General features: G+C 72.2%; 17 protein-coding genes. 9 read left to right on the forward strand and 8 right to left on the reverse strand.

The genetic code is table 11. The features are described from left to right. On the reverse strand, positions 1-1,322 hold a 1,322-nt coding region (locus AV521_RS41335; protein ID WP_076096555.1), incomplete at its 3' end, for a cbb3-type cytochrome c oxidase subunit I. Between the two features lie 139 nt (positions 1,323-1,461). On the opposite strand from AV521_RS41335, the gene AV521_RS41340 reads away from it, so the two are divergent. The 3 genes from AV521_RS41340 to AV521_RS41350 all read left to right on the forward strand — a co-directional run bounded on the left by AV521_RS41340 (position 1,462) and on the right by AV521_RS41350 (position 4,047). Further along, entirely contained in the window at positions 1,462-2,163 is a 702-nt protein-coding gene (locus AV521_RS41340; protein ID WP_256725922.1) for a DUF4328 domain-containing protein, read from the forward strand. A gap of 138 nt (positions 2,164-2,301) precedes the next feature. Next, positions 2,302-2,970 carry an SDR family NAD(P)-dependent oxidoreductase gene (locus tag AV521_RS41345; RefSeq protein WP_179023794.1) on the forward strand — a complete coding sequence of 223 codons (669 nt, stop codon included), beginning with the start codon at positions 2,302-2,304 and terminating at the stop codon, positions 2,968-2,970. 129 nt (positions 2,971-3,099) lie between these two features. Beyond that, positions 3,100-4,047: an MIP/aquaporin family protein gene (locus tag AV521_RS41350; RefSeq protein WP_076096559.1), complete on the forward strand. Its 948-nt coding sequence runs from the start codon at positions 3,100-3,102 to the stop codon at positions 4,045-4,047. 34 nt (positions 4,048-4,081) lie between these two features. Here AV521_RS41350 and AV521_RS51825 read toward each other — a convergent pair whose 3' ends face one another. From AV521_RS51825 to AV521_RS41370, 4 genes are all read right to left on the reverse strand, one after another. Beyond that, on the reverse strand, positions 4,082-4,438 hold the full coding sequence (locus tag AV521_RS51825; RefSeq protein ID WP_076096560.1) for a transcriptional regulator: 357 nt from the start codon (positions 4,436-4,438) through the stop codon (positions 4,082-4,084). Beyond that, positions 4,435-4,899, reverse strand: coding sequence for a hypothetical protein (locus AV521_RS51830; protein WP_076096562.1), 465 nt, complete (start codon positions 4,897-4,899; stop codon positions 4,435-4,437). Before AV521_RS51830 ends, AV521_RS51825 begins: the two co-directional genes overlap by 4 nt. A 117-nt stretch (positions 4,900-5,016) precedes the next feature. Next, positions 5,017-5,322, reverse strand: a complete 306-nt coding sequence (locus AV521_RS41365) for a hypothetical protein (RefSeq protein ID WP_076096563.1) — start codon at positions 5,320-5,322, stop codon at positions 5,017-5,019. A 105-nt stretch (positions 5,323-5,427) separates the two neighbouring features. Further along, positions 5,428-6,507, reverse strand: a complete 1,080-nt coding sequence (locus AV521_RS41370) for a CdaR family transcriptional regulator (RefSeq protein WP_076096565.1) — start codon at positions 6,505-6,507, stop codon at positions 5,428-5,430. A gap of 311 nt (positions 6,508-6,818) precedes the next feature. Between AV521_RS41370 and AV521_RS41375 the strand changes: the two genes are divergently transcribed. Both AV521_RS41375 and AV521_RS41380 read left to right on the forward strand, forming a co-directional pair. Then, positions 6,819-9,029, forward strand: a complete 2,211-nt coding sequence (locus tag AV521_RS41375; protein ID WP_076096567.1) for a hypothetical protein — start codon at positions 6,819-6,821, stop codon at positions 9,027-9,029. 176 nt (positions 9,030-9,205) lie between these two features. Continuing rightward, on the forward strand, positions 9,206-14,002 hold the full coding sequence (locus AV521_RS41380) for a DNA repair ATPase (RefSeq protein WP_107481159.1): 4,797 nt from the start codon (positions 9,206-9,208) through the stop codon (positions 14,000-14,002). A 116-nt stretch (positions 14,003-14,118) separates the two neighbouring features. On the opposite strand, the gene AV521_RS41385 is transcribed toward AV521_RS41380, so the two are convergent. Beyond that, on the reverse strand, positions 14,119-14,640 hold the full coding sequence (locus AV521_RS41385) for a hypothetical protein (protein ID WP_256725923.1): 522 nt from the start codon (positions 14,638-14,640) through the stop codon (positions 14,119-14,121). Positions 14,641-14,697: 57 nt separating this feature from the next. Then, positions 14,698-15,555 carry a hypothetical protein gene (locus tag AV521_RS41390; RefSeq protein ID WP_076096569.1) on the reverse strand — a complete coding sequence of 286 codons (858 nt, stop codon included), beginning with the start codon at positions 15,553-15,555 and terminating at the stop codon, positions 14,698-14,700. A 191-nt stretch (positions 15,556-15,746) separates the two neighbouring features. Between AV521_RS41390 and AV521_RS41395 the strand changes: the two genes are divergently transcribed. The 3 genes from AV521_RS41395 to AV521_RS41405 all read left to right on the forward strand — a co-directional run bounded on the left by AV521_RS41395 (position 15,747) and on the right by AV521_RS41405 (position 19,120). Further along, positions 15,747-16,520 carry a VOC family protein gene (locus tag AV521_RS41395; RefSeq protein ID WP_076096571.1) on the forward strand — a complete coding sequence of 258 codons (774 nt, stop codon included), beginning with the start codon at positions 15,747-15,749 and terminating at the stop codon, positions 16,518-16,520. A gap of 367 nt (positions 16,521-16,887) precedes the next feature. Then, positions 16,888-17,832 carry an RNA polymerase sigma factor SigJ gene (gene sigJ / locus AV521_RS41400; RefSeq protein WP_076096573.1) on the forward strand — a complete coding sequence of 315 codons (945 nt, stop codon included), beginning with the start codon at positions 16,888-16,890 and terminating at the stop codon, positions 17,830-17,832. A 100-nt stretch (positions 17,833-17,932) separates the two neighbouring features. Next, positions 17,933-19,120 (forward strand): NAD(P)/FAD-dependent oxidoreductase, encoded by a 1,188-nt coding sequence (locus tag AV521_RS41405; RefSeq protein WP_076096575.1) that lies wholly within the window; start codon positions 17,933-17,935, stop codon positions 19,118-19,120. A 31-nt stretch (positions 19,121-19,151) separates the two neighbouring features. Here AV521_RS41405 and AV521_RS41410 read toward each other — a convergent pair whose 3' ends face one another. Continuing rightward, entirely contained in the window at positions 19,152-19,562 is a 411-nt protein-coding gene (locus tag AV521_RS41410; protein WP_076096577.1) for a VOC family protein, read from the reverse strand. Positions 19,563-19,780: 218 nt separating this feature from the next. Here AV521_RS41410 and AV521_RS41415 point away from each other — a divergent pair, with 218 nt between their 5' ends. After that, positions 19,781-21,403, forward strand: a complete 1,623-nt coding sequence (locus tag AV521_RS41415; protein WP_076096579.1) for an esterase-like activity of phytase family protein — start codon at positions 19,781-19,783, stop codon at positions 21,401-21,403. Positions 21,404-21,427: the final 24 nt, after the last annotated feature.

The following is a 21,427-nucleotide window of genomic DNA, read 5'->3' on the forward strand; positions in this document are numbered from 1 at the left end:
GTCCAGAAGGTGATCTTGCCGAGGCGCTCGTCGAGCATCTTGCCGGTCATCTTCGGCCACCAGAAGTGGAAGCCGGAGAACATGGCGAAGACGACCGTGCCGAAGACCACGTAGTGGAAGTGGGCGACCACGAAGTACGAGTCGGAGACGTGGAAGTCCATCGGGGGCGAGGCCAGGATGACACCGGTCAGACCACCGAACGTGAAGGTGATCAGGAAGCCGGTCGCCCAGAGCATCGGTGTCTCGAAGGACAGCGAGCCCTTCCACATCGTGCCGATCCAGTTGAAGAACTTCACGCCGGTCGGTACCGCGATCAGGAAGGTCATGAAGGAGAAGAACGGCAGCAGCACACCGCCGGTGACGTACATGTGGTGCGCCCACACGGTGATGGACAGACCGGCGATCGCGATGGTCGCGGCGATCAGACCCATGTAGCCGAACATCGGCTTGCGCGAGAAGACCGGGATGACCTCGCTGATGATGCCGAAGAACGGCAGCGCGATGATGTACACCTCCGGATGGCCGAAGAACCAGAAGAGGTGTTGCCACAGCAGGGCGCCGCCGTTGGCGGCTGTGAAGACGTGGGCGCCGAACTTGCGGTCCGCCTCCAGCGCGAACAGGGCGGCGGCCAGCACCGGGAAGGCCAGCAGGACCAGGACGGCTGTCAGCAGGACGTTCCACACGAAGATCGGCATGCGGAACATGGTCAGGCCGGGTGCGCGCATGCAGATGATCGTGGTGATGAAGTTGACCGAGCCGAGGATGGTCCCGAAGCCGGAGAAGGCGAGCCCCATGATCCACAGGTCGCCACCCATGCCCGGGCTGCGGACCACGTCGGACAGCGGGGAGTAGGCGAACCAGCCGAAGTCGGCCGCCCCGTCCGGGGTGAGGAAGCCGCCCACGGCGATGAGCGAGCCGAACAGGTACAGCCAGTAGGCGAACATGTTCAGCCTCGGGAACGCCACGTCGGGCGCGCCGATCTGCAGCGGCATGATCCAGTTCGCGAAGCCGGCGAACAGCGGCGTCGCGAACATCAGCAGCATGATCGTGCCGTGCATCGTGAACGCCTGGTTGAACTGCTCGTTCGAGACGATCTGCAGGCCCGGCCTGGCCAGCTCGGCGCGCATGATCAGGGCCATCACGCCACCGATCAGGAAGAACGCGAAGGACGTCGCCAGATACAGCGTGCCGATCGTCTTGTGGTCGGTGGTCGTCATCCACTTGACCACGACACTGCCCGGCTGCCTGCCCCTGACCGGCACTTCGCTCTCGTACGCGTCCTCGGGCGCGGCGGCACCATGGGGTTCGTTGAGGATGCTCACAGATGCATCCTTGCTGCGGGACGGCGCACGCGAAGCCCTGAGCGGCCGGGGCGCGGCCGATCGCATGACGGATGCACACGGACGGCGCAACCGCCCCCACCCATGGGTGCCCGCGGCATTGGTACGACAGGATGGGGCGGTGACCGAACAGATGGATCAGTCAGCTGCCCGCACGCTCGCGTACCGGCCGGTTCGGATGACCGGGCAACTGGCCGCCGGGGGATTGCTGCTCGCCGGGCTCGCCTGGGTCGTACGAGGGGTGTGGGAGGTCCGGCTCGCCGTGGCCGGGGAGCCGGCCTCCGGACCGCCGGACCAGGGCTACGGGGTGCACCGGCCGCTCAACTCGCTGGAGAACTCGTACCACCTGGTGACGTCGGCGGGCGATGTGCTGGTCTTTCTCTGCGCCATGCTCTTTCTGTCCTGGCTGCTCAGGCTGCGGGAGAACGCGCGGGCGCTGTCGGGGGACGAACCGAAGTACCTGGGGATCTGGGTGTTCCTCGGGTGGATCGTGCCCGTCGTCAACCTGTGGTTTCCGCGGGGGATCGTCGTCGACGCGTTCCGCGGCAGCGCGCCCGGGCGGAAGCTTCCCGGCTCCGTCAACGTGTGGTGGGGGCTGTGGCTGATCGGGATGCTCACCGGGGTGGGCATCGTGTACCGCGACTCCACGGACCGGATCATCGAGCGTGCCTACACCGAGGGGTGGCAGCTGTGGCTGTCCGACGCCTTCGTCGTGGCGGCCGCCGTCGCCGGGGCCTTCGCCGTACGGGCCGTCACCGCCGCCCAGGTGGAGCGGATCCGCGCCGGGCAGGAGGCCGGCACCCGGGTGGCCGAGCCCGTCTAGGGCCCGTGCGGCGGATCGGCTCGCGGGAAAGTGACGGTGCCTCACCAGCGCAGGTGGGCGTGCCCGCCCCGCGTCGGCGACAGGATCCGCCGGACGGGCCCTGGCGGCTGGGCCAGGGGTGCGGTACGGATGCTGGGCATGAGCACTATCGCCATTGTGGGTGCCGGACCGGGGCTCGGGGCCGCTGTCGCGCGGCGGTTCGGGCGGGAGGGGTTCGCGGTCGCCCTCTTCGCCCGGGACGTGGGGCGGCTCGACGCGCTGGTACGGGAACTCGGCGAGGCCGGCGTCAGGGCCCAGGGGTTCGCCGTGGACGTGCGCAGGCCGGAGGAGCTGGCCGGGGCGCTGGCGCGGGCGGCCGAGGAACTGGGGACCATCGAGGTGCTGCAGTACAGCCCGGTGCCGCACCGGGACTTCATGCGGCCCGTGCTGGAGACCGGCCACCGCGATCTCGTGGGGCCCATCGAGTTCTCCGTGTACGGGCCGGTCGCCGCCGTGCAGCAGGTGCTGCCGGGGATGCGGCGGCTGGGGCGCGGCACGATCCTGTTCGTCAACGGCGGGACCGCCGCCGTACCGCAGACCGAGCGGGCGGGGACGTCCATCGCGTTCGCCGCGGAGAGCGCGTACGGGCATCTGCTGCACGAGCGGCTCGCGGGGGAGGGGATCCATGTCGCCCAGCTGGTGATTCCGGGGGCGATCGCTGCGGGGCACCCGCGCAAGGATCCAGCCGTGCTGGCGGAGACGCTGTGGGGGCTGCACCGGGACCGGCACGGATTCCGGCACTTCGCCGACGATCTCGGCAGTTGCTGAGCCGAGTACGACCTCCACGGCCGGGTCGATGACCCGGTGGGCTGACTGGGCACTGTCAACCTGCGGGGTGGGGATTTGTAGGCCAATATGGTGACGTTGGCCGTATCGCTCTCGTCAAGGGGGCCTGGAATGGCTGTCGAAATCCCCGCGATCATCAAGCCGTCCCGGCTCAGAAGCCGGGGAGGGTTGCTGGGCGAGTGCCTCGCCGAGTTCCTCGGGACTTTCGTGCTCATCGCCTTCGGCGCCGGCGTGGTCGCGATGGCGGTCGCCGCGCTGCCCGGTTCGGGCCGTGCCGCGACCCCCACGACGATCTTCCTCGCGGCCGGCGACTGGCTGCTGATCACCTGGGGCTGGGCGATGGCCGTCGTCTTCGGTGTGTACGTGGCCGGCGGCGTCAGCGGCGCCCACATCAACCCGGCGGTGACCCTGGCCATGGCCGTGCGCCGCGGGTTCCCCTGGGCCAAGGTGCTGCCGTACTGGTTCTCGCAGGTCGTCGGCGGGCTCACCGGTGCGGCGCTGGTCTACCTCGTCTATCACGACGCGATCCACGCCTACGACCAGGCGGCGCCGGGACCGAAGGTGAACGGCCACACGAACGCCACCTTCTCCATCTTCGCCACGTTCCCGGCGGCGTACTTCCACGGCGGCTACTGGGGACCGCTGGTCGACCAGATCGTCGGTACGGCCTTCCTGCTCATGCTGATCGCCGCCGTCCTCGATGTGCGCAACCAGGCCGTGAAGGCCAACCTCGGTCCGCTGGTCGTGGGCTTCGTCGTCGCCGCGATCGGCATGTCCTACGGCGCCAACGCGGGCTATGCCATCAACCCGGCCCGTGACTTCGGGCCGCGCCTGTTCACCTATGCGGCGGGCTGGAACAGTCTGGCCTTCCCGGGCAGCGTGTCCGGCTCGTACAGCGGCTACTGGTGGATCCCGATCGTCGGGCCGCTGATCGGCGGCGTGATCGGCATCCTGGTCTACGACCTCTTCGTCGGTGACGTCCTGCTCGTCCGGTCACAGTTGGAGGAACTGCCGGAGCCGGGGCGGTCGACTCCGGTGCGCACCACCGACGAGGAATAGACGGGCGGGTGAGGACCCGCCAGGTGAGGGCCCGTCAGGCCCCGGGTGCGCCAGGTTCCTGTGCGCCGGCGCCCGCGGCCCGGCGGGCCGTCGCCGCGATCTCCTCCAGTGCCGCCAGATGGCGGGCCACCGCCCTGCGGCCGCTGAAGGTGAGGGCGGCCCAGGTGCGCGGACGCTTGCCGAGATAGCCCTTGCGGATGCTGACGTAGCCCGTCTTCTCCAGTGCGGAGAGGGTCTTGCTCAGCGTGGAGTCGGAGACCTCGCAGTAGTCCCGCAGGACGGCGAACTCCGCCTCGCCGCACGCCGAGAGATAGGCGGCGAGGGCCAGCCGGGTCGGGTGGTGGAGTTCGCGGTCGAGAGTGGGCGGCGCGTCGCCCGTGGAGCCTGTCACGCGGTGCCCGCCTGCCAGGTCGCGCGCAGGACGTAGTCCCCGCCGGAGGCCAGGCCGAAGGCGATGAGCCAGCCGGTCGAGCCGTACACGACCGCGGCCGGGATGCTGATGGCCAGGGGGATGAGGGGCACCACCCAGGCATGCCAGGCGGGGCGGCCGGGCCCGCGGTCCCGGCGGATCCAGCGGGTCACTCCGCCGTGGTGCGCGCCGAGCCACATCAGGACGAAGAAGCCGGTCAGACTCACCGCGGCGGCGACCGTCAGCCATATCCCCCAGCGCGGCACCCGGTCGGCCAGACCCAGTGCTGTGAAGCCCAGCGCGCAGGTCAGGCCCTGCCCGATGGCGTAACCCCGAGGCCTGCGGTGCTCGCTCGCCTTGTGGGCCGCGGTCCGTGCGGCGCAGGCGGCGGCAAGTGCGTCCCGCGCCTGCCGGGCGTCCATCGGGTCCCCCGTGCTGTCCATGCGTGTACCTCCGGTGTGGGGAGGGGCGGTTGGTCGGCCGCCCTCGTGCATACCTTCAGCATGGACAGTACTTTCCAAGTTTGCAAGTACTTGCCGGTCCATCCAGTTTGTTGTCGGTCACCTCTCCGGGCGGCAGGAGATGGCGGTCGGGGAGACGTTCCGGCAGGTGATCCCGCTCCCGGGGCCGATGAGACGTGCGAGGCGCGGTGCGATGTCCCTCTCGCAGTTCAAGGCCGGGCCGTCATCCGGGTCGTCGTTCGCTTCCTGGCAGATCCTGCTGATGACGGTGCCGCTGTCGACCTTCGGGCCGGGCGGAGGCGTGTCCGCGGAAGCCGACGGGGCGAGGAGGCCCACGCCGAGCAATGGCGCGGTGAGCAGCGCTGCGACCTGGGCGCGGGTCGGCCTCAGGGTCCGTCGCGACATGACTGTCCTTTCGACTGGTTCATGCGAATGTCATGCGAAGCAATGCCATGATCAACGGCAGCGACGTCGTGCGGACGTGGACACGCTCGGTGCGTTCGCGTGAACTCACAAGGGACGGTCCGGCCAGTCCAGCAGGCGGGCGCCGATCACGGCCGTCTGGAGGATGTAGCGGTGCGCCGGGTCGGCCGGGTCGGCGTCGGTGAGCTTGTGGATGCGCTCCAGGCGGTAGGTGAGCGCGCGCACGCTGAGCGAGAGCCGGCGGGCGGCCTCGGCGGCCACACAGCCGGAGTCGAAGTACGCGGCGAGGGTGTCCAGCAGTGGACCGGCGCCGCCGCGGGCCGCGGTGAGCGGGCCGAGGGTGTGCGCGACCAGGTCGACCAGCGCCTGCCTGTCCCGGGCCAGCACCGGGTAGACGAGCAGGTCGGCGGCGCGCAGCACCGGTCCGGCCAGATCGAGCCGGTCCGCCATCTCCAGTGCGGCGAGGGCCTCCTCGTACGACTGCACGACCCCGCCCGCACCGTGCTGGGCGCGGCCGATGGCGACCCGGCCGCCATCCGTCGCCGCGTACGCCTGCTTGGCGAAGTGCAGCAGGATCTCGTCCTCGTCACCGGGCGCGACGCACAGCAGCCGGCCGTTCTTGGTGGTGAGCAGGGTGTTGTGGGAGTCGAAGCGGGCGAGTACGGCGGCCTCGACACGGCGGGCGACCGGGCCGCCCTCGGCGTAGGCGGACGGGCCCTCGGCGACGGCCACCGCGTATGCCCGGGAGAGCGTGAGGCCGAAGCGTTCGGCGCGCTCGGCGAGCCGGCCCAGGTCGCTGCGGCCGTACAGCAGATCGTCGATGAACTCCCGGCGCGCGGCCTCCTCACGGCGCACGGTGAGCCGCTGCGCGCGTTCGTAGCCCTCGGCGAACGCGTCGATGGCCTGCTCCACGGCGGCCAGTGTGGCCAGGCTGCTCTCGGCGGAGCCGCCCGTGGCCGGCCAGGCGGCGCGGGTGGCGGCCAGATGGGCGACGACCAGCGCGCGCAGGCCGTGCCCGGCGTCGGCGGCCTGCTCGCCGAGCGTCCGCCGGATCTTCAGTTCCTCCCTGGTCAGCCGCCGGCCGGTGGCCGCGGCCTCGGCCAGTGTCCGGGCGAAGCCGTCCAGATAGCGCTCGGGCAGCTCACGTCGGTCGTGCTGATCCCCCATGCCGGCCCCGCTCCCCCGTGAACATCCGCCGTGACCTTGACGCGCCGGTGACGGTTTCTTAGCGCGTGTCCGGCACATTGACCCTAGTGAACACTGCCGGAGACCGGCAATGCGCGGGCGCGCACCCCTGCCGCACCATCCTCTGCGGGGAGCACTACGGAGGGTCGCGGTGCCGGGCACCGGCAGAGGACCGACGGGGACGACCGGCACGGGGGTCCGGTACGGAGGGCCGGCACGGGGCCGGCACGGAGGTCCGGCACCGCGATCCCGGGGGGCTCCGTTCCTCATCGTCTGACGCAAGGACGTGTGTCATGGAAGTCCTCGGCGTGCTCGTCGCCGTGTGTCTCGTCGTCGTACTGCTCGCGCTGTTCGGGTTCTCGCGGCTGTACCGCAAGGTGGACCAGAGCCAGGCCCTGATCGTGTCGAAGACCCGGCGGGTGGATGTGTCCTTCACCGGGCAGGTCGTGCTGCCGATCCTGCACAAGGCCGAGGTGATGGACATCTCGGTGAAGACGATCGAGATCAGCCGCTCCGGCCGGGACGGGCTGATCTGCCGGGACAACATCCGCGCCGACATCCGGATCCTGTTCTTCGTGAAGGTCAACAAGACCGTCCCGGACGTCATCAAGGTCGCCCAGACCGTCGGCACCGAGCGCGCCAGCCACCAGGACACGCTCCAGGAGCTGTTCCACGCGAAGTTCTCCGAGGCGCTGAAGACCGTCGGCAAGCAGATGGACTTCACCGACCTCTACACCAAGCGCGAGGAACTCCGTTACCACATCATCGAGTTGATCGGTATCGACCTCAACGGCTACCACCTTGAGGACGCGGCGATCGACTACCTGGAGCAGACCCCGCTCACCCAGCTCGACCCGGCCAACGTCCTCGACGCGCAGGGCATCCGGAAGATCACCGAGCTGACGGCCGTCGAGCACGTGCGCACCAACGAGGCCAAGCGCAACGAGCAGAAGGAGATCACCCGCCAGGACGTCGACGCCCGCGAGGCCATCCTGGAGCTGGAGCGGCGGCAGAAGGACGCCGAGATCAAGCAGAAGCGGGAGATCGAGACCTCCCGGGCCCGCGAGGAGGCCGAGACCGCCCGCGTGGTGGAGGAGGAACGGCTGCGCGCCCAGGGCGCCTTCCTGCGCACCGAGGAACAGCTCGGCGTACAGCGCGAGAACCAGGCCCGGGAGATCGCCGTGGCCGCGAAGAACCGCGAACGCGTCATAGCCGTCGAGACCGAACGCGTCGAGAAGGACCGCCTGCTCGAAGTCATCGCCCGGGAACGGGAGACCCAGCTCACCCGGATCTCCGCCGACAAGGAGGTCGAGGCGGAGAAGCGGGAGATCGCCGAGGTCATCCGGGAGCGGGTCGCGGTGGACCGTACGGTCGCCGAGCAGGAGGAGTCCATCAAGAAGCTGCGCGTCGTGGAGGAGGCGGAGCGCGAGCGGCAGGCCCTCGTCATCGCCGCCGAGGCCGAGGCGCAGGAGAAGCTGGTCAAGGACATCAAGGCGGCGGAGGCCGCGGAGCAGTCGGCCACGCACCGCGCCGCGGAGGAACTGACCCTGGCCGAGGCCCGGTTGAAGACGGCCGACCTCGACGCCCGGGCCAAGCTGCGGCTCGCCGAGGGCGTCCAGGCCGAGGCCGCCGCCGAGGGCCTCGCCGCCGTCCAGGTCCGTGACAAGGAGGCCGAGGTCACCGTCAAGGCCGGCCGCGCGGAGGCCGAGGCCACCGAGGCCCGCCTGAAGGCGGAGGCGGAAGGTGCCAAGGCGAAGGGGCTTGCGGAGGCCGAGGGGGCGCGGGCTGCGGCGGAGGCCACCTCGGCCCGGCTCAAGGCCGAGGCGGAGGGCGCACGGGCGAAGGGGCTTGCGGAGGCGCAGGGTGCGCGGGCTGCGGCGGAGGCCGTCGAGGTGCGGCTGAAGGCCGAGGCGGAGGGTGCCAAGGCGAAGGCGCTCGCGGAGGCCACCGCCATCGGCGAGAAGCTGAAGGCCGAGGCCGAGGGCCTCACCGAGAAGGCCGCCGCGATGGCCGCGCTGGACGAGGCCTCGCGCGCGCACGAGGAGTACCGGCTGCGGCTCGCTGCGGAGAAGGAGATCCGGCTGGCCGGTCTGGAGACACAGCGGCAGGTCGCCGAGGCGCAGGCGAGCGTCCTCGCGACCGGGCTGGAGCACGCCGACATCGACATCGTCGGCGGGGAGTCGGTCTTCTTCGACCGGCTGATCTCGGCGGTCTCACTCGGCAAGGGCGTGGACGGCTTCGTCGACAACTCCCGTACGGCACAGGCGCTGGCGAAGCCGTGGCTGGACGGCACGGGCAGCTTCACGGAGGACCTGGGCAGGATCCTCGGCTCCGTCGGCTCGGCGGATGTGCGGAACCTGACGGTGTCGGCGCTGCTGATGAAGCAGATCAAGGGCGGCGGCCCGGAGGCGGGCCAGCTCCAGAAACTCCTCGACCGCGCGAGCGAACTGGGCCTCGCGGACACGCCGGTGACTGCGCTGAACGGGAGCGGCGCGCTGAACTGAAGCCGGGGCGGGGTGGGGCGCTGCCCGCGGCTACGCGGGTACGACGCGACTGGCGGCACCGCAGTTCCCCAGGGGCGCGGGGAACTGCGCGACCAGCCCACCACTCACCCGCACCCGGCATACGACTCGCCGCCCCGAGCTGGTAGCCGCACAGCCCACGAAGGGACTCACCCCCCATGGCCACCGTCGACGCCGGTACCTACGAGGTACTCCGCGACCGGCTCGCCGTACACGCCGCCGACCTGGCCCGGAGGGCGGACGCGCTCAACGCCCGCCGGACCGAGGAGTTCGGCTCGGCCCGGCTGGACCTCGCGGCCACCGCCCGGCTCGGCACGGAGCAACCGTGCGTACCGGGCGACATCGTGGCCGTAGGAGACACCCTGCTCCTCGGCGGAGCCGCCCGCGGAGCCGACGTGCTCGCGCTCTACGGCCGGGACGGCGAGCGACTGCCCGAGGACGCCGTACCCGGGCTGCTCGACGACCCGGCGTTCGTAAGGGAGTTCACCGCCCTGCACCGCTACTACCGGCAAGCCCGGCTGCTGCGGCTGCGCCGGGTCGGCGGGCGACTGCTGGCGGTGTTCCGCACCGGTGAGAAGGCCGACGACGTCCGCGTACTGCGCTGGAGCGTCGCCGACGACGGCCGGGCGGCCTTCCTGGACGCGCGCGGCGACCGCGACGACGTCTTCCCGCCCGGCCAGGACGTCACCTGGACCGAGACCACCCGCGAGGACCACGTCCTCGGCCGGGACCCGTACGTGGCCGTGCCCGGCGGGCTCGGCGTGACCACCGTCGGCGGCTCCCTCACCGTACGCACCCCGGACGGGAAGCCGCTGTACGCCGAGCCCGTACAGGAACCGCTGCAGTCGCTCGCGGACGCGGCCGTCGGGCACACCCGCGTCGGCCCGCTGGTGCTGCTGCGGGTGCGGCCGTACAAGGAGGACGCCGACCGGTATCTGGTGTTCGACACGCTGACCCGTACGGTGGTGCGGCTCGACGGCATCGGGCAGGCCTGCCGGCGGCTGCCCGAGGAGCAGGGGATCGTCTTCCCCGGCGGGTACTGCCTGGCCGGCGGTACGCACAAGACGTACGAACTCGACGTGTCCGGGCTGGAGTTCGAGCGTGAGGTGCGGGCGCCGAACGGCGAGGACGTGCTGTACGCCTTCCGGTCCCGCACCGAGGGACGCACGCTGCTGCTCTCGTACAACACGCTGCGCAAGGAGGTCGCGACCCCGCTGCCGTGCCGGGGCTGGGCGCTGTTCGAGGACGGCGCGCTCGCCGTGCTGCGCGCCGACGGCGACGAGCCCGCGCACACCCATCCGCTGCAGTGGTGGACCTCGCCGTACGTCTCCGACACCCACGCGGCCGCCCTGCGCACCGGCACCGGCGCGCTCGCCCGGGTCGGCAACGCGGACCTGGTGCGCGGACTCGCCGACTGTCTGTCGGTCGCCCGGCTCGTCACCGACGGCATCGAGACCAGCGAGGGCTACCGGGCCCTGGCCGCCGCCTGTGTACGCGCCGCCGACACCAACCACTGGCTCGCCGACCCCGAACTCGGGGAACTGGCAGGCCCGTTGGGTGAACTCCGGGACACCGCCGGGCAGGTGCTGGCCGAGTTCGAGGCCGTACAGGAGCTGACCCGGCAGGCCGCGAGCGCGTTGGAGGAGGCCGCCGAGCGGATCGCCGCCGTGGTGCGCCGGCTGCGTGGCGAGGCTCCGCGCGAGGCCGCCGCCTGGGTGCGTGGACTGACCGAACTCCGCCATGAGCACGGGCACTTGCTCACCCTGCGGGAGCTGCGGTACGTCGATACGGCGCAGCTCCAGGAACTGGCCGACGGTGCCGAGGCCGACCTCGCCGCGTTCGGGCGCCGCGCGGTGACGTTCCTGGCCCGCGAGGACGCCTTCGCCGCCCAGCACGCTGAGGTCGAACGGCTGGTCGGGGAGGCGGCGGCCGTCGAGACCGTCGCGGGCGCCGCGCCTGTCGCCGCCCGGCTGGACGAGCTGGCCGACGGGCTGCGCACGGTCACCGAGGTCGTGACCGGCCTCGACATCGCCGACGCCACGGTCCGTACGGCCGTGCTGGAGCGGATCGCCGACGTGCTCGGCGGTGTCAACCGGGCCCGGGCGACCCTGGACGGCCGCCGCCGCACTCTCCAGGACAGCGAGGGGCGGGCCGAGTTCGCCGCCGAGACCGCGCTGCTCGCGCAGGCCGTCACCGCCGCGCTCGCCGTCTCCGGCACACCGGAGGAGTGCGACGACCAACTGACGTCCGTACTGGGCCGGCTGGAGGATCTGGACGGCCGGTTCGCCGAGTTCGACGACTTCCTCGCCGAACTCGCCGACCGCCGCTCCGAGATCTATGAGGCGTTCGCCGCCCGCAAGCAGTCCCTCGCCGACGCCCGCGCCCGGCGCGCCGAACAGCTCGCCGTCTCGGCCGGGCGCATGCTGGAGACCATCGCCCGCCGGGCGGCCACGCTCCCGGACACCGACGCGGTCACCACCTACTTCGCCTCCGACCCGCTGGTCGGCAAGGTCCGCCGCACCGCCGACGAGCTGCGCGCCCTCGGCGACAGCGTGCGCGCCGAGGAAATCGAGGGCCGGCTGAAGTCCGCCCGCCAGGAGGCCGCCCGCGCCCTGCGCGACCGCGGCGACCTGTACGCCGACGACGGCCGCACCCTGCTGCTCGGCGCCCACCGCTTCGCCGTCAACACCCAGCCGCTCGACCTGACTCTGGTCCCGCACGGCGGCACCCTGGCCTTCGCGGTGACGGGCACCGACTACCGCTGCCCGGTGACGGACCCCGCTTTCGCCGCGACCCGCCCCTACTGGGACCGCCGGCTGCCCTCCGAGTCGCCCGAGGTCTACCGCGCCGAGCACCTCGCCGCCCGCCTGCTCGCCGAGCACGGCCCGGCCGTCCTCGCCGCCGCCGACGACCTGCCGGACCTGGTCCGCCGGGCGGCGCAGGAGTCGTACGACGAGGGCTACGAGCGCGGTGTCCACGATCATGACGCGACCGTCGTGCTGCGTGCCCTGCTGCCTCTGTACGAGGCCGCCGGCACCCTGCGCCACGAGCCCGCCGCCCGCGCCACCGCCCAGCTGTTCTGGGCGCACGGCACGACGGACGAGGCCCGTACGGCGTGGCGGCGACGGGCGCTGTCCCTGGCCCGCGCCCGGGACGCCTTCGGCGCCGTACCGGCCATCGGAGAGCTGGAGCGGGAGCTGGCGGGTGCGATCGAGGCCCGGGATCCTCAGGCGGCCGGCGGCCCGGCCGCGGCGTATCTCTTCGAGGAGCTGACCTGCGGTCCGGACGGCTTCGTCCTCGGCGTCGCGGCACGCACGCTGCTGGAGAAGTTCCGGCACGCGGAGGGGAGTTACGGGGCCGGCCTGGAGGGGCTGACCGACCTCGGCGCGCGTCGGCAGGTGGTGCACGCCTGGCTCGGCGCGTACGCCGCCGCCACCGGCACCGAGGCCGGACCGGGTGAGCTGGCGGAGGCGGTGGCCGCCGAGCTGTGCCCCGGCCTCGCCCGTTACGACGGCGACGCCCCGCTCACCGCGACGGCGGAGGGCCTCCTGGGCACGCACCCGAGGGTGGCCGGAGGTCAACTTCCGTTGCGGGTGGACGAGTTCCTGGCCCGCACGGCCCGCTTCACGGCCGAGGAGGTCCCCGCCTTCCGCGCCTACCAGCGCCACCGTACGACCCTGGTGACGGCCGAACGCGACCGCCTCCGGCTGGACGACCACCGTCCCCGGGTGATGTCGGCGTTCGTCCGCAACCGCCTGGTCGACGAGGTGTACCTGCCCCTGATCGGCGACAGCCTGGCCCGCCAGCTCGGCACCACCGGTGATTCGAAGCGGACCGACACCGGCGGTCTGCTCCTGCTGATCTCCCCGCCGGGCTACGGCAAGACGACGCTCATGGAGTACGTCGCCGACCGGCTCGGGCTGATGCTGGTCAAGGTCAGCGGCCCGGCGCTCGGCCACACCGTGACCTCGCTGGACCCGGCCGACGCCCCGAACGCCACCGCCCGCCGCGAGATCGAGAAGATCAACTTCGCGCTGGCGGCCGGCAACAACACCCTGCTCCACCTGGACGACATCCAGCACACCTCGCCCGAGCTGCTGCAGAAGTTCATCCCGCTGTGCGACGCGACGCGGCGCGTTGACGGTGTGCGGGACGGCGGGCCGCGCACCTACGACCTGCGCGGCAAGCGCTTCGCGGTCTGTATGACCGGCAACCCCTACACCGAGTCCGGCGAACGCTTCCGCATCCCGGACATGCTGGCCAACCGGGCCGACGTGTGGAACCTCGGCGACGTCCTCACCGGCAAGGAGGACGTCTTCGCGCTCAGCTTCGTCGAGAACGCCCTCACCGCCAACCCGGTGCTCGCCCCGCTCGCCGCCCGCGACCGCGCCGACCTGGACCTGCTGGTCCGGCTGGCCGCCGCCGATCCCACGGCCCGCGCGGACCGCCTGGCCCAGCCGATGCCGTCGGCCGAACTCGACCGTGTGCTGGCGGTGTTGCGCCATATGGCGGCGGTCCGCGACACCGTCCTCGCGGTCAACGCGGCCTACATCGCCTCCGCCGCCCAGTCGGAGACCGCCCGTACGGAACCCCCGTTCCGCCTCCAGGGCTCCTACCGCGACATGAACAAGATCGCCCAGCGGCTGCGGCCGGTCATGAACGACGCCGAACGCGAGGCCGTCGTCGACGACCACTACACGGCCGAGGCCCAGACCCTCACCACGGGCGCCGAGGCCAACCTGCTGAAACTCGCCGAACTGCGCGGCACGCTCGACACCGACCGAGCCGCCCGCTGGACCGAGGTGAAGACGGCCCACGCCCGCGCCCGTGCCCTCGGCGGACCCGAGGACGACCCCCTCACCCGGGCGGTGGCGGCGCTGGGTCTGCTGGCGGACCGGGTGGCGGCGGTGGAGTCAGCGATCACCCGGGTCCGGGCCGGAGAAGAGGACCGGTGATGGCGCACTTCCTCGCACCGCTGTCGGCCGCGCTGGCCTTCGTGGCCCTGAGCACGACGATGCTGGTCCGCCGGGACAGACGGCTGGCGCGCCGCTACCGGAGGTGAGCGCGGACGTCAGCAGCCGTTGTTCGGGTACAGCGGGATGAACCGGACGCGGGTATGGGCCTCGGCGGCGTCGGCCGTGTCGTAGTCCCTGCGGTCGACGCGGAACCAGACGTCGTCCCGTTTCCGGTCGCCGTCGACGTCGTCCAGGCGGACGCACCAGCGCTCCGGGCGCAGCTCCCTGCGGTATGTCTCGGTACCGCTGCGCACCTTCCGGCAGTCCTGGTAGTGCTCGGTGGTGTACCAGGTGCGGGTCCGGCGGTGGCTGCCGGAGCCGGAGCGCGCGGTGTGGCGGACCTGGCGGGTGCCGGGGGTGCACCTTCGGACCAGGTGTGGCCTGGTGGCCCGGGTGGTCCTGCGGGTGATGTGGCGGACCGTGTCCTTGATGCCGTGGACGGGGTCCGGGCTCGGGGATGCGGTGACGGCGCCCACCGTGCCCGGGTGGGCGGCGCCGGTTCCGTGGCCGCCGCACGCGGCGAGCACGCCCAGCAGGACCGCCGTCACACCGGCGGTCATCAGTCGGTTCCCGAACACACGTCTCTCCCCCGTTGCCGGAGGCGTAGCGTAACCGATCACCCGGAGCCGGTCCGGTCAGCCGCCGAGGCAGACCAGGACCAGGCAGAGCTGGGAGGGCGAGGCCGACGCAGGGGCCGGGGTGGACGCGGAGGAACCGCTGCTGCCCGTGCTGCCGGTGGTGGAGGGCGTCGTCGGCTGTGCCGTCGGTGTGGTGCTCCGCGGCTCGGGGATCGTCGCCGCGGCCGGTGCGGTCGACGCGGTCGGGTGTGCCGCCACGGCCGCGGTGTGCGGGTAGTGGGTCGGCTGTGCCGTCTGCGGTGCGGCGGCGAGGGTCTGCTGGTGGGGGACGTCGGCCGCCGGTGTCTGCGCTGCCGTGGGGGCGGCGGATGTACGCCGGTGGGCGGCAGCGGGCAGTGCCGGGGTGGACGCGGGGTGGCTGGGCGCGGCCGACGGGTTCTCGGTGAGGCCCATGCTCCGGTTGTCCGGCGCGCTGGCCGCCTGGGCCCGGTCGCCGGAGCCGCGGTCCATCGAGGCGAGCGTCAGGCCGCCGCCGACGAGTGCGACGGCGGTCGCCACCACGGCCCGGCGCTGGTTCTTCTTCCAGCGGGCCAGCTGCCGACGCCGGGCCGCGCGTCCCTGCGTGGCGCGCGGAGCGTCCGTGACATCGGCGGGCGGCTCGGTCGATGGTGCGTCCGCGGCGGCGGTGGTCAGCTCGGCGGGGGGCTCCCCGGCACCGGACCAGCCGTCGGCTGCGGCCGCCGTGGCCGGTGCCGGCATCGGCGCCGGGAACCATCCGCGGTCCGTGTGCCGCGCCGACGGCCCGGGGCGGCCGGCGGAGGCGCCGGGCGGGGCTATGTCGGGGGCGTAGGCACCGCACCCGGGACAGACCAGGGCGCCGTTGAGGTGGCGGCGGCACGAGGAGCAGTAGTCCATCTGCGGTCTTCCTGAGTCCAGGGGGAGCGGGCGTCCGTCACGCTAACGAGCCTTTCGAAAGGCTGTGTGCAGCCCGTGTGGCGCTCCTGCGCAGATTCGTGGGGTCCTTTGCCCGTGTCCCAGCCGGGTCCGTGCCGTTTCCGTCGGCATAGTGGCGGGCGGCTTCGCACCGGACCGGCAGGAGGAAACGCATGCTCGGCACAGAGTTCCGCACCGGATCGCCCATCTGGATCGACCTCGGCAGCCCCGACACACAGGCTGCCGCGGCCTTCTACAACGCCGTCTTCGGCTGGGATTTCGTGTCCGCCGGCCCGGAGGCGGGCGGTTATGGCTACTTCCAGAAGAACGGCGGCACGGTGGCCGCCCTCGGCCCGCTGACCGAGGCGGAGGCGAAGTCCGCCTGGATGACGTACTTCCGTACCGACGACGCTCAGGCCGCCGCCCGCACCGTGACGAATGCCGGCGGCACGGTGCGTGCCGAGCCCATGAGCATCGGCGGCGCCACCTTCGCCCAGTTCACCGACCCGCAGGGCGCGCAGTTCGCCGTGCTCCGTTCCGGGCAGGGCCTGCAGCGGGCCTCGGAGGAGGACGCGCTGGTCTGGGTGGAACTGCACGTCGGCGACCCGGAGGCGGCCATCGGCTTCTACAACGGGCTGTTCGGCTGGCGAGCCGAGCCGATGCAGGCGCCCGGTATGACGTACCAGGTGCTCAGCATCGCGGAGGGCGACCAGCAGCAGGGCTCCTTCGGCGGGGTGGCCCCGCTGCAGGACGCCCGGGAGGCGGCGCGCTGGGTGCCGTACTTCGCCGTGGCCGACGCGGACGCGCTCGTCACCGCGGTGTGCGACAACGGCGGCACGGTGCTGATGCCGGCGGCGAACGTCCCCGGCGTCGGCCGTATCGCCTGGCTGGCCGACCCGGGCCAGGCGGTGTTCGCCGTACTCAGACCGGATCCACTTCAGTCCTGACGCCAACTACTCGTGAATGGGCGGGTGTTGGCGACACCTGCGGCCGTTGAGCGGGCTCCGGGCCCCCGTCGGTGGCGACGCCGTGTGGCGGTGTCGTCGGTGTGTGCGGACATCAGACGGCGGTGCCGCGGGCACCGCCCCGCGGTACGACGACCGCCATCGGCCCCGGCGGCCTCTGCGTCGACACGCGGAACGAGTTCCTCGCTGACGGGCTGCCCGCCCCTTCTCCCCGACCCCGCCGCTCCCCCCAGGACCGGCGGCCGGTGCCGATGCGCGACGCGTCATCATGCCCGCCCGCGCCCCGAGATCCCGGTGCCCGCTCCCGCCGCTCAAAAGGATCCGCTCCGGCAAGGCTAGGATCCGGGCCATGGCGCTGACCGTGAACGACGTGGACCGGTTCGAGGCGTCCAGGCCCCGCCTGGAGGCCATCGCCTACCGCCTCCTCGGCTCCGCGAGCGAGGCCGAGGACGCCGTTCAGGAGACGTACCTGCGCTGGCAGGCCGCCGACGTCGGCCGTATCCAGGTCCCCGAGGCCTGGCTGACCAAGGTGCTCACCAACCTGTGCCTCAACCAGCTCACCTCGGCCCGCGCACGGCGCGAGACCTATGTGGGCCAATGGCTCCCCGAGCCGCTGCTCGCCGGGGACCCGATGCTGGGCCCGGCCGACACCGCCGAACAGCGCGAATCGGTGTCGTACGCCGTCCTCACACTGCTGGAGCGCCTCACTCCGGGCGAGCGTGCGGTGTATGTGCTGCGGGAGGCCTTCGACTACCCGCACCGGGAGATCGCCGAGATCCTCGACCTCACCGAGGCCGCCAGCCAGCAGATCTTCCACCGCGCCAAGCGGCACGTCGCGGACGGCAGGACCCGCACCGAGATCGACGAGGCCGCCGCCCGGCGGATCGTCGAGGAGTTCCTCGCGGCCGCCACCAGCGGCCGGACCGAGCCGCTCGTACGACTGCTCACCCAGGACGCCATCGCGATCGGCGACGGCGGCGGGAAGATCCCGGCCCGCACCAAGGCGTTCGAGGGCGCGCGCGCCGTCGCGACGTTCATGCGGGGCCTGTTCAAGCCGAGCAAGGCCAAGCGCGACCTGGCGGGCGGCTCACCCGAGGTCTACGCCACGACCGCCAACGGCGACCCCGCCATTGTGGCCGTCGTCGACGGCCGGGTCGTCGGCGTCCTGTGTCTGGAGGTCGGCGCCGACGGCATCGCCGCGTTCCGCAACCAGGTCAACCCCGACAAGCTGGAACGCGCGACCCGGTGGTGGGCGAGCGCCGACCACGGCGAACCCCTGCTGCACGCCTTCTGACCCGATGTGAGCTGCTTCACACCGCCTTTCTGTCAGGAAACGGCGGGCCGCCCGGTTCAAGGGGCGACCCACTGAAGAGCCCGATGACAGGAGCACGGACATGCAGCACCGCATCGTCGTCCTCGGAGCCGGATACGCCGGAGCCAGCGCCGCCGGCCGCCTCGCCAGGCGGCTGCGCCGCGACGACGTCGCCATCACCCTCGTCAACGCCGAGCCCGACTTCGTCGAACGCGTCCGGCTGCACCAGCTCGCGGTCGGCCAGGACCTCAGGCCCCGGCCCTTCGGTGAGATGTTCGCGGGCACCGGCGTCGAACTGAAGCTCGCGAAGGTCACCGCCGTGGACGCCGACCGCAGGACGGTCACCGTCCTCGACGCGCACGGCGCCGAGGACGTGGTGGAGTACGACACCCTCGTGTACGCCCTCGGCAGCGGCCGGCACGACCAGGGCGTCCCCGGCGCCGCCGAGCACGCCCATGACATCGCCGGCCGCCCGGGAGCGCTGAGGCTGCGCGAGCGGCTGGCCGGTCTGGACGCCGGGCAGCCGGTGGTCGTCGTCGGTGGCGGCCTCACCGGTGTGGAGGCCGCGACCGAGATCGCCGAGGCCCGCCCGGACCTCGACGTCGCTCTCGCCGCCCGCGGCGAACTCGGCGACTGGCTCTCGCCCAAGGGCCGAGGACATCTGCGGAAGGTGTGCGACAAGCTCGGCGTCACCGTGCACGAGCACGCCACCGTCACCGCCGTGGCGGCCGACCACATCACCACCGCCGACGGCGCCTGCCTGCCGGCCGCGGTCACCGTGTGGACCACGGGCTTCGCCGTCCACCCGATCGCGACGGCCACCACCCTGGAGGTCACCGACACCGGCCGGATCGTGGTCGACGGGACCATGCGCTCGGTCTCGCACCCGGACGTGTACGCCATCGGCGACGCGGCCCTGGCCATGGGCGCCGGCGACAAGCCGCTGCGGATGTCCTGCGCCTCCGGCGCCCCCATGGCCTGGCAGGCCGCCGACGCCATCGTGGCCCGCCTGACCGGCGGAAAGCTCCCGAAGGTGCCGCTGCGCTACGTCAACCAGTGCGTCTCGCTGGGCCGCAGGGAAGGCCTGATCCAGTACGTCACCGCCGACGACCGCGCCGTCAGCGCGGCCCTGACCGGACGGTTCGCCGCCGTCTACAAGGAGCTGGTCTGCAAGGGCGCGGCCTGGGCCGTCGCCAACCCGCAGTTCACACCGGCCCGGCGCCGCCGCGTCGTACAGCGGCCGGCCGAGCCGGCGGCACACCTGCGCTGAGCCTCGCCCCGATGCCGCGGGGCTCACCCGCTCACGACGGCAGGTTCAGCTGCCAGGAGACGCCGAAGCGGTCGTTGACCCAGCCGAACCTCGCGCTGAAGCCGTAGGCGCCGAGCGGCATGAGTGCGGTGCCCTGTTCGCTCAGGGCCGCGTAGAGACGGTCGAGTTCGGCCTCGTTCGCGCACTGCACGAAGAGCGAGATCGCGGGGGTGAAGGTGAAGTCGTGGTGCGCGGGGCTGTCGATGCACATGAACTGCTGCCCGGCCAGCGAGAACGTCGCGTGCTGCACGCTGCCTTCCTTGCCGGGCCCCTCGGCGCCGTAGCGCGTGATGCCGACGATCTCGGCGTCGTCGAAGAGCGAGACGTAGAAGGTCATCGCGTCCTCGGCGTTGCCCTCGAACATCAGGAACGTGGTGATCCGCTGCGACGACACGATCTCCATGCCGCTTGCTCCTTCGGCGCTCTCCGACACGACTGTGGACGGGTGGACGGGTGGACAGGTGGACAGAGGGCCACGGTAGCGCCGGGACCCGGCCGGACCGGGCTGCCGGGCCCCGACATGCTTCACCCTGTGAGTACCTTCCGGACGCCCCCCGGCCATGCGTGGTGCTCAGACTTCCGCTCGGGCGTCACCGTGACGCGTGACGAGGAGGGGATCTGATGAACCGTCTGGGCATCGCGACCGCGGCCGCCACGGCCGTCGTCCTGTTCCTGGCCGGCACCGGACCGGCCGGCGCCCACGCCGGCACGCCGAAGCTCCAGGCACGCGACGACGCCTACACCGCGCACGCCGGGCGGACCCTGACCGTCGGCGCCCGGCGCGGCGTCCTGGCCGACGACACCGGCAGCCCGGCGACCCTCGTCGCGCACACGAAGACCGCCCACGGCACGCTCGCCCTCGACCAGGACGGCTCGTTCCGCTACACACCCGGCGCCGGCTACCACGGCACCGACACCTTCACCTACAAGATCAGCGACGCCGTACGGCTGTACCGGACCCGTCTCAAGCCGCTCGCCGTCATCGGCGGGGTGCCGGTCACCGCCGGGGGGTACGGGTCGTCGCTGTATCCGGTGCCCGGCTCGAAGGACGAGTTCTACGGCCTCACCGACCGGGGCCCGAACGTCGACGCGCCCAACGGCGACAAGGTCCTGCCCCTGCCCGGCTTCGACCCCGCGATAGGGAAGTTCCGGCTGCACGGCACCAAGGCCGTACTGGAGCGGACCGTCCCGCTGCGCGCCGCCGACGGCACCCCGTACAACGGGCTCGTCAACTCCCAGGCGGGTACCGGCGAGAACCTCGTCGACCTGAACGGCAGGGCACTGCCGCACTCCCCGTACGGTTACGACTCCGAGGGCCTGGTGGCCCTGCCCGACGGCACCTTCTGGGTGTCGGACGAGTACGGCCCGTACATCACGCACTTCGGCCGCGACGGCCGGGCCGTCGAGCGGCTCTCCCCCTTCGACGGCTCGCTCCCCGCCGAACTGGCCAGGCGCGTGCCCAACAAGGGGATGGAAGGGCTGACCGTGACCCCCGACGGGCACACGCTCGTCGGCATGATGCAGTCCGCGCTCCAGCAGCCCGACCTGCCGAGCGGCGTCAAGACGAAGAGCATCACCACGCTGCGCATCGTCACCCACGACCTGCGCACCCATGCCACGCACGAGTACGCGTACCTGCTCGACGACCCCAGGACGAACGGCGGCGCGGTCAGCGAGATCACCGCCCTGAGCAGCACCCGCTTCCTCGTCGACGAACGGGACGGCAACACCGAACCGGGCGCTTGCAAGAGGCTGTTCGCCATCGACCTCTCCGGTGCCACGGACATCGGCCCGTCGGCGACGGTGCCGGGCGCCGCGTACGACGCGGCCAAGGGCGGGCTGCTCGTAGGCTCGTCCCGGCAGACGATCGAGGCCTACGTGGGCGCCGGGAACACGGCTGCCGCCACGGCCGCCCTGAAGTCGGCCGGCGTCACCCCCGTCACCAAGACCCTCCACCTCGACCTCGGCGGCCTGCTCACCGGCCTCGACCCGGCCGGCGGTTTCTTCGGCCACGACAAGATCGAGGGCGTCGCCACGACGGACGGCGGCCGCACCGTCGTCGTCAGCAACGACAGCGACTTCGGCGTCGACGGGATCTCCGGCTCGACCCCGGCCCCGCCCTACACCCTGCACGCCAAGACCCTCCCGAACGGTACGCAGGACGACGGCGAGTACCTGGCCGTCGACACCACCCGCCTGCCCGCCGCGACCAGCACGGCGACGGTCACGATCACCGTCAAGTGACCCTCGGACAGCCCTTGATCCCCC

Origin of the sequence: Streptomyces sp. IMTB 2501 (genome assembly GCF_001953885.1) — a bacterium.
In the GTDB taxonomy this organism is placed as follows: domain Bacteria; phylum Actinomycetota; class Actinomycetes; order Streptomycetales; family Streptomycetaceae; genus Streptomyces.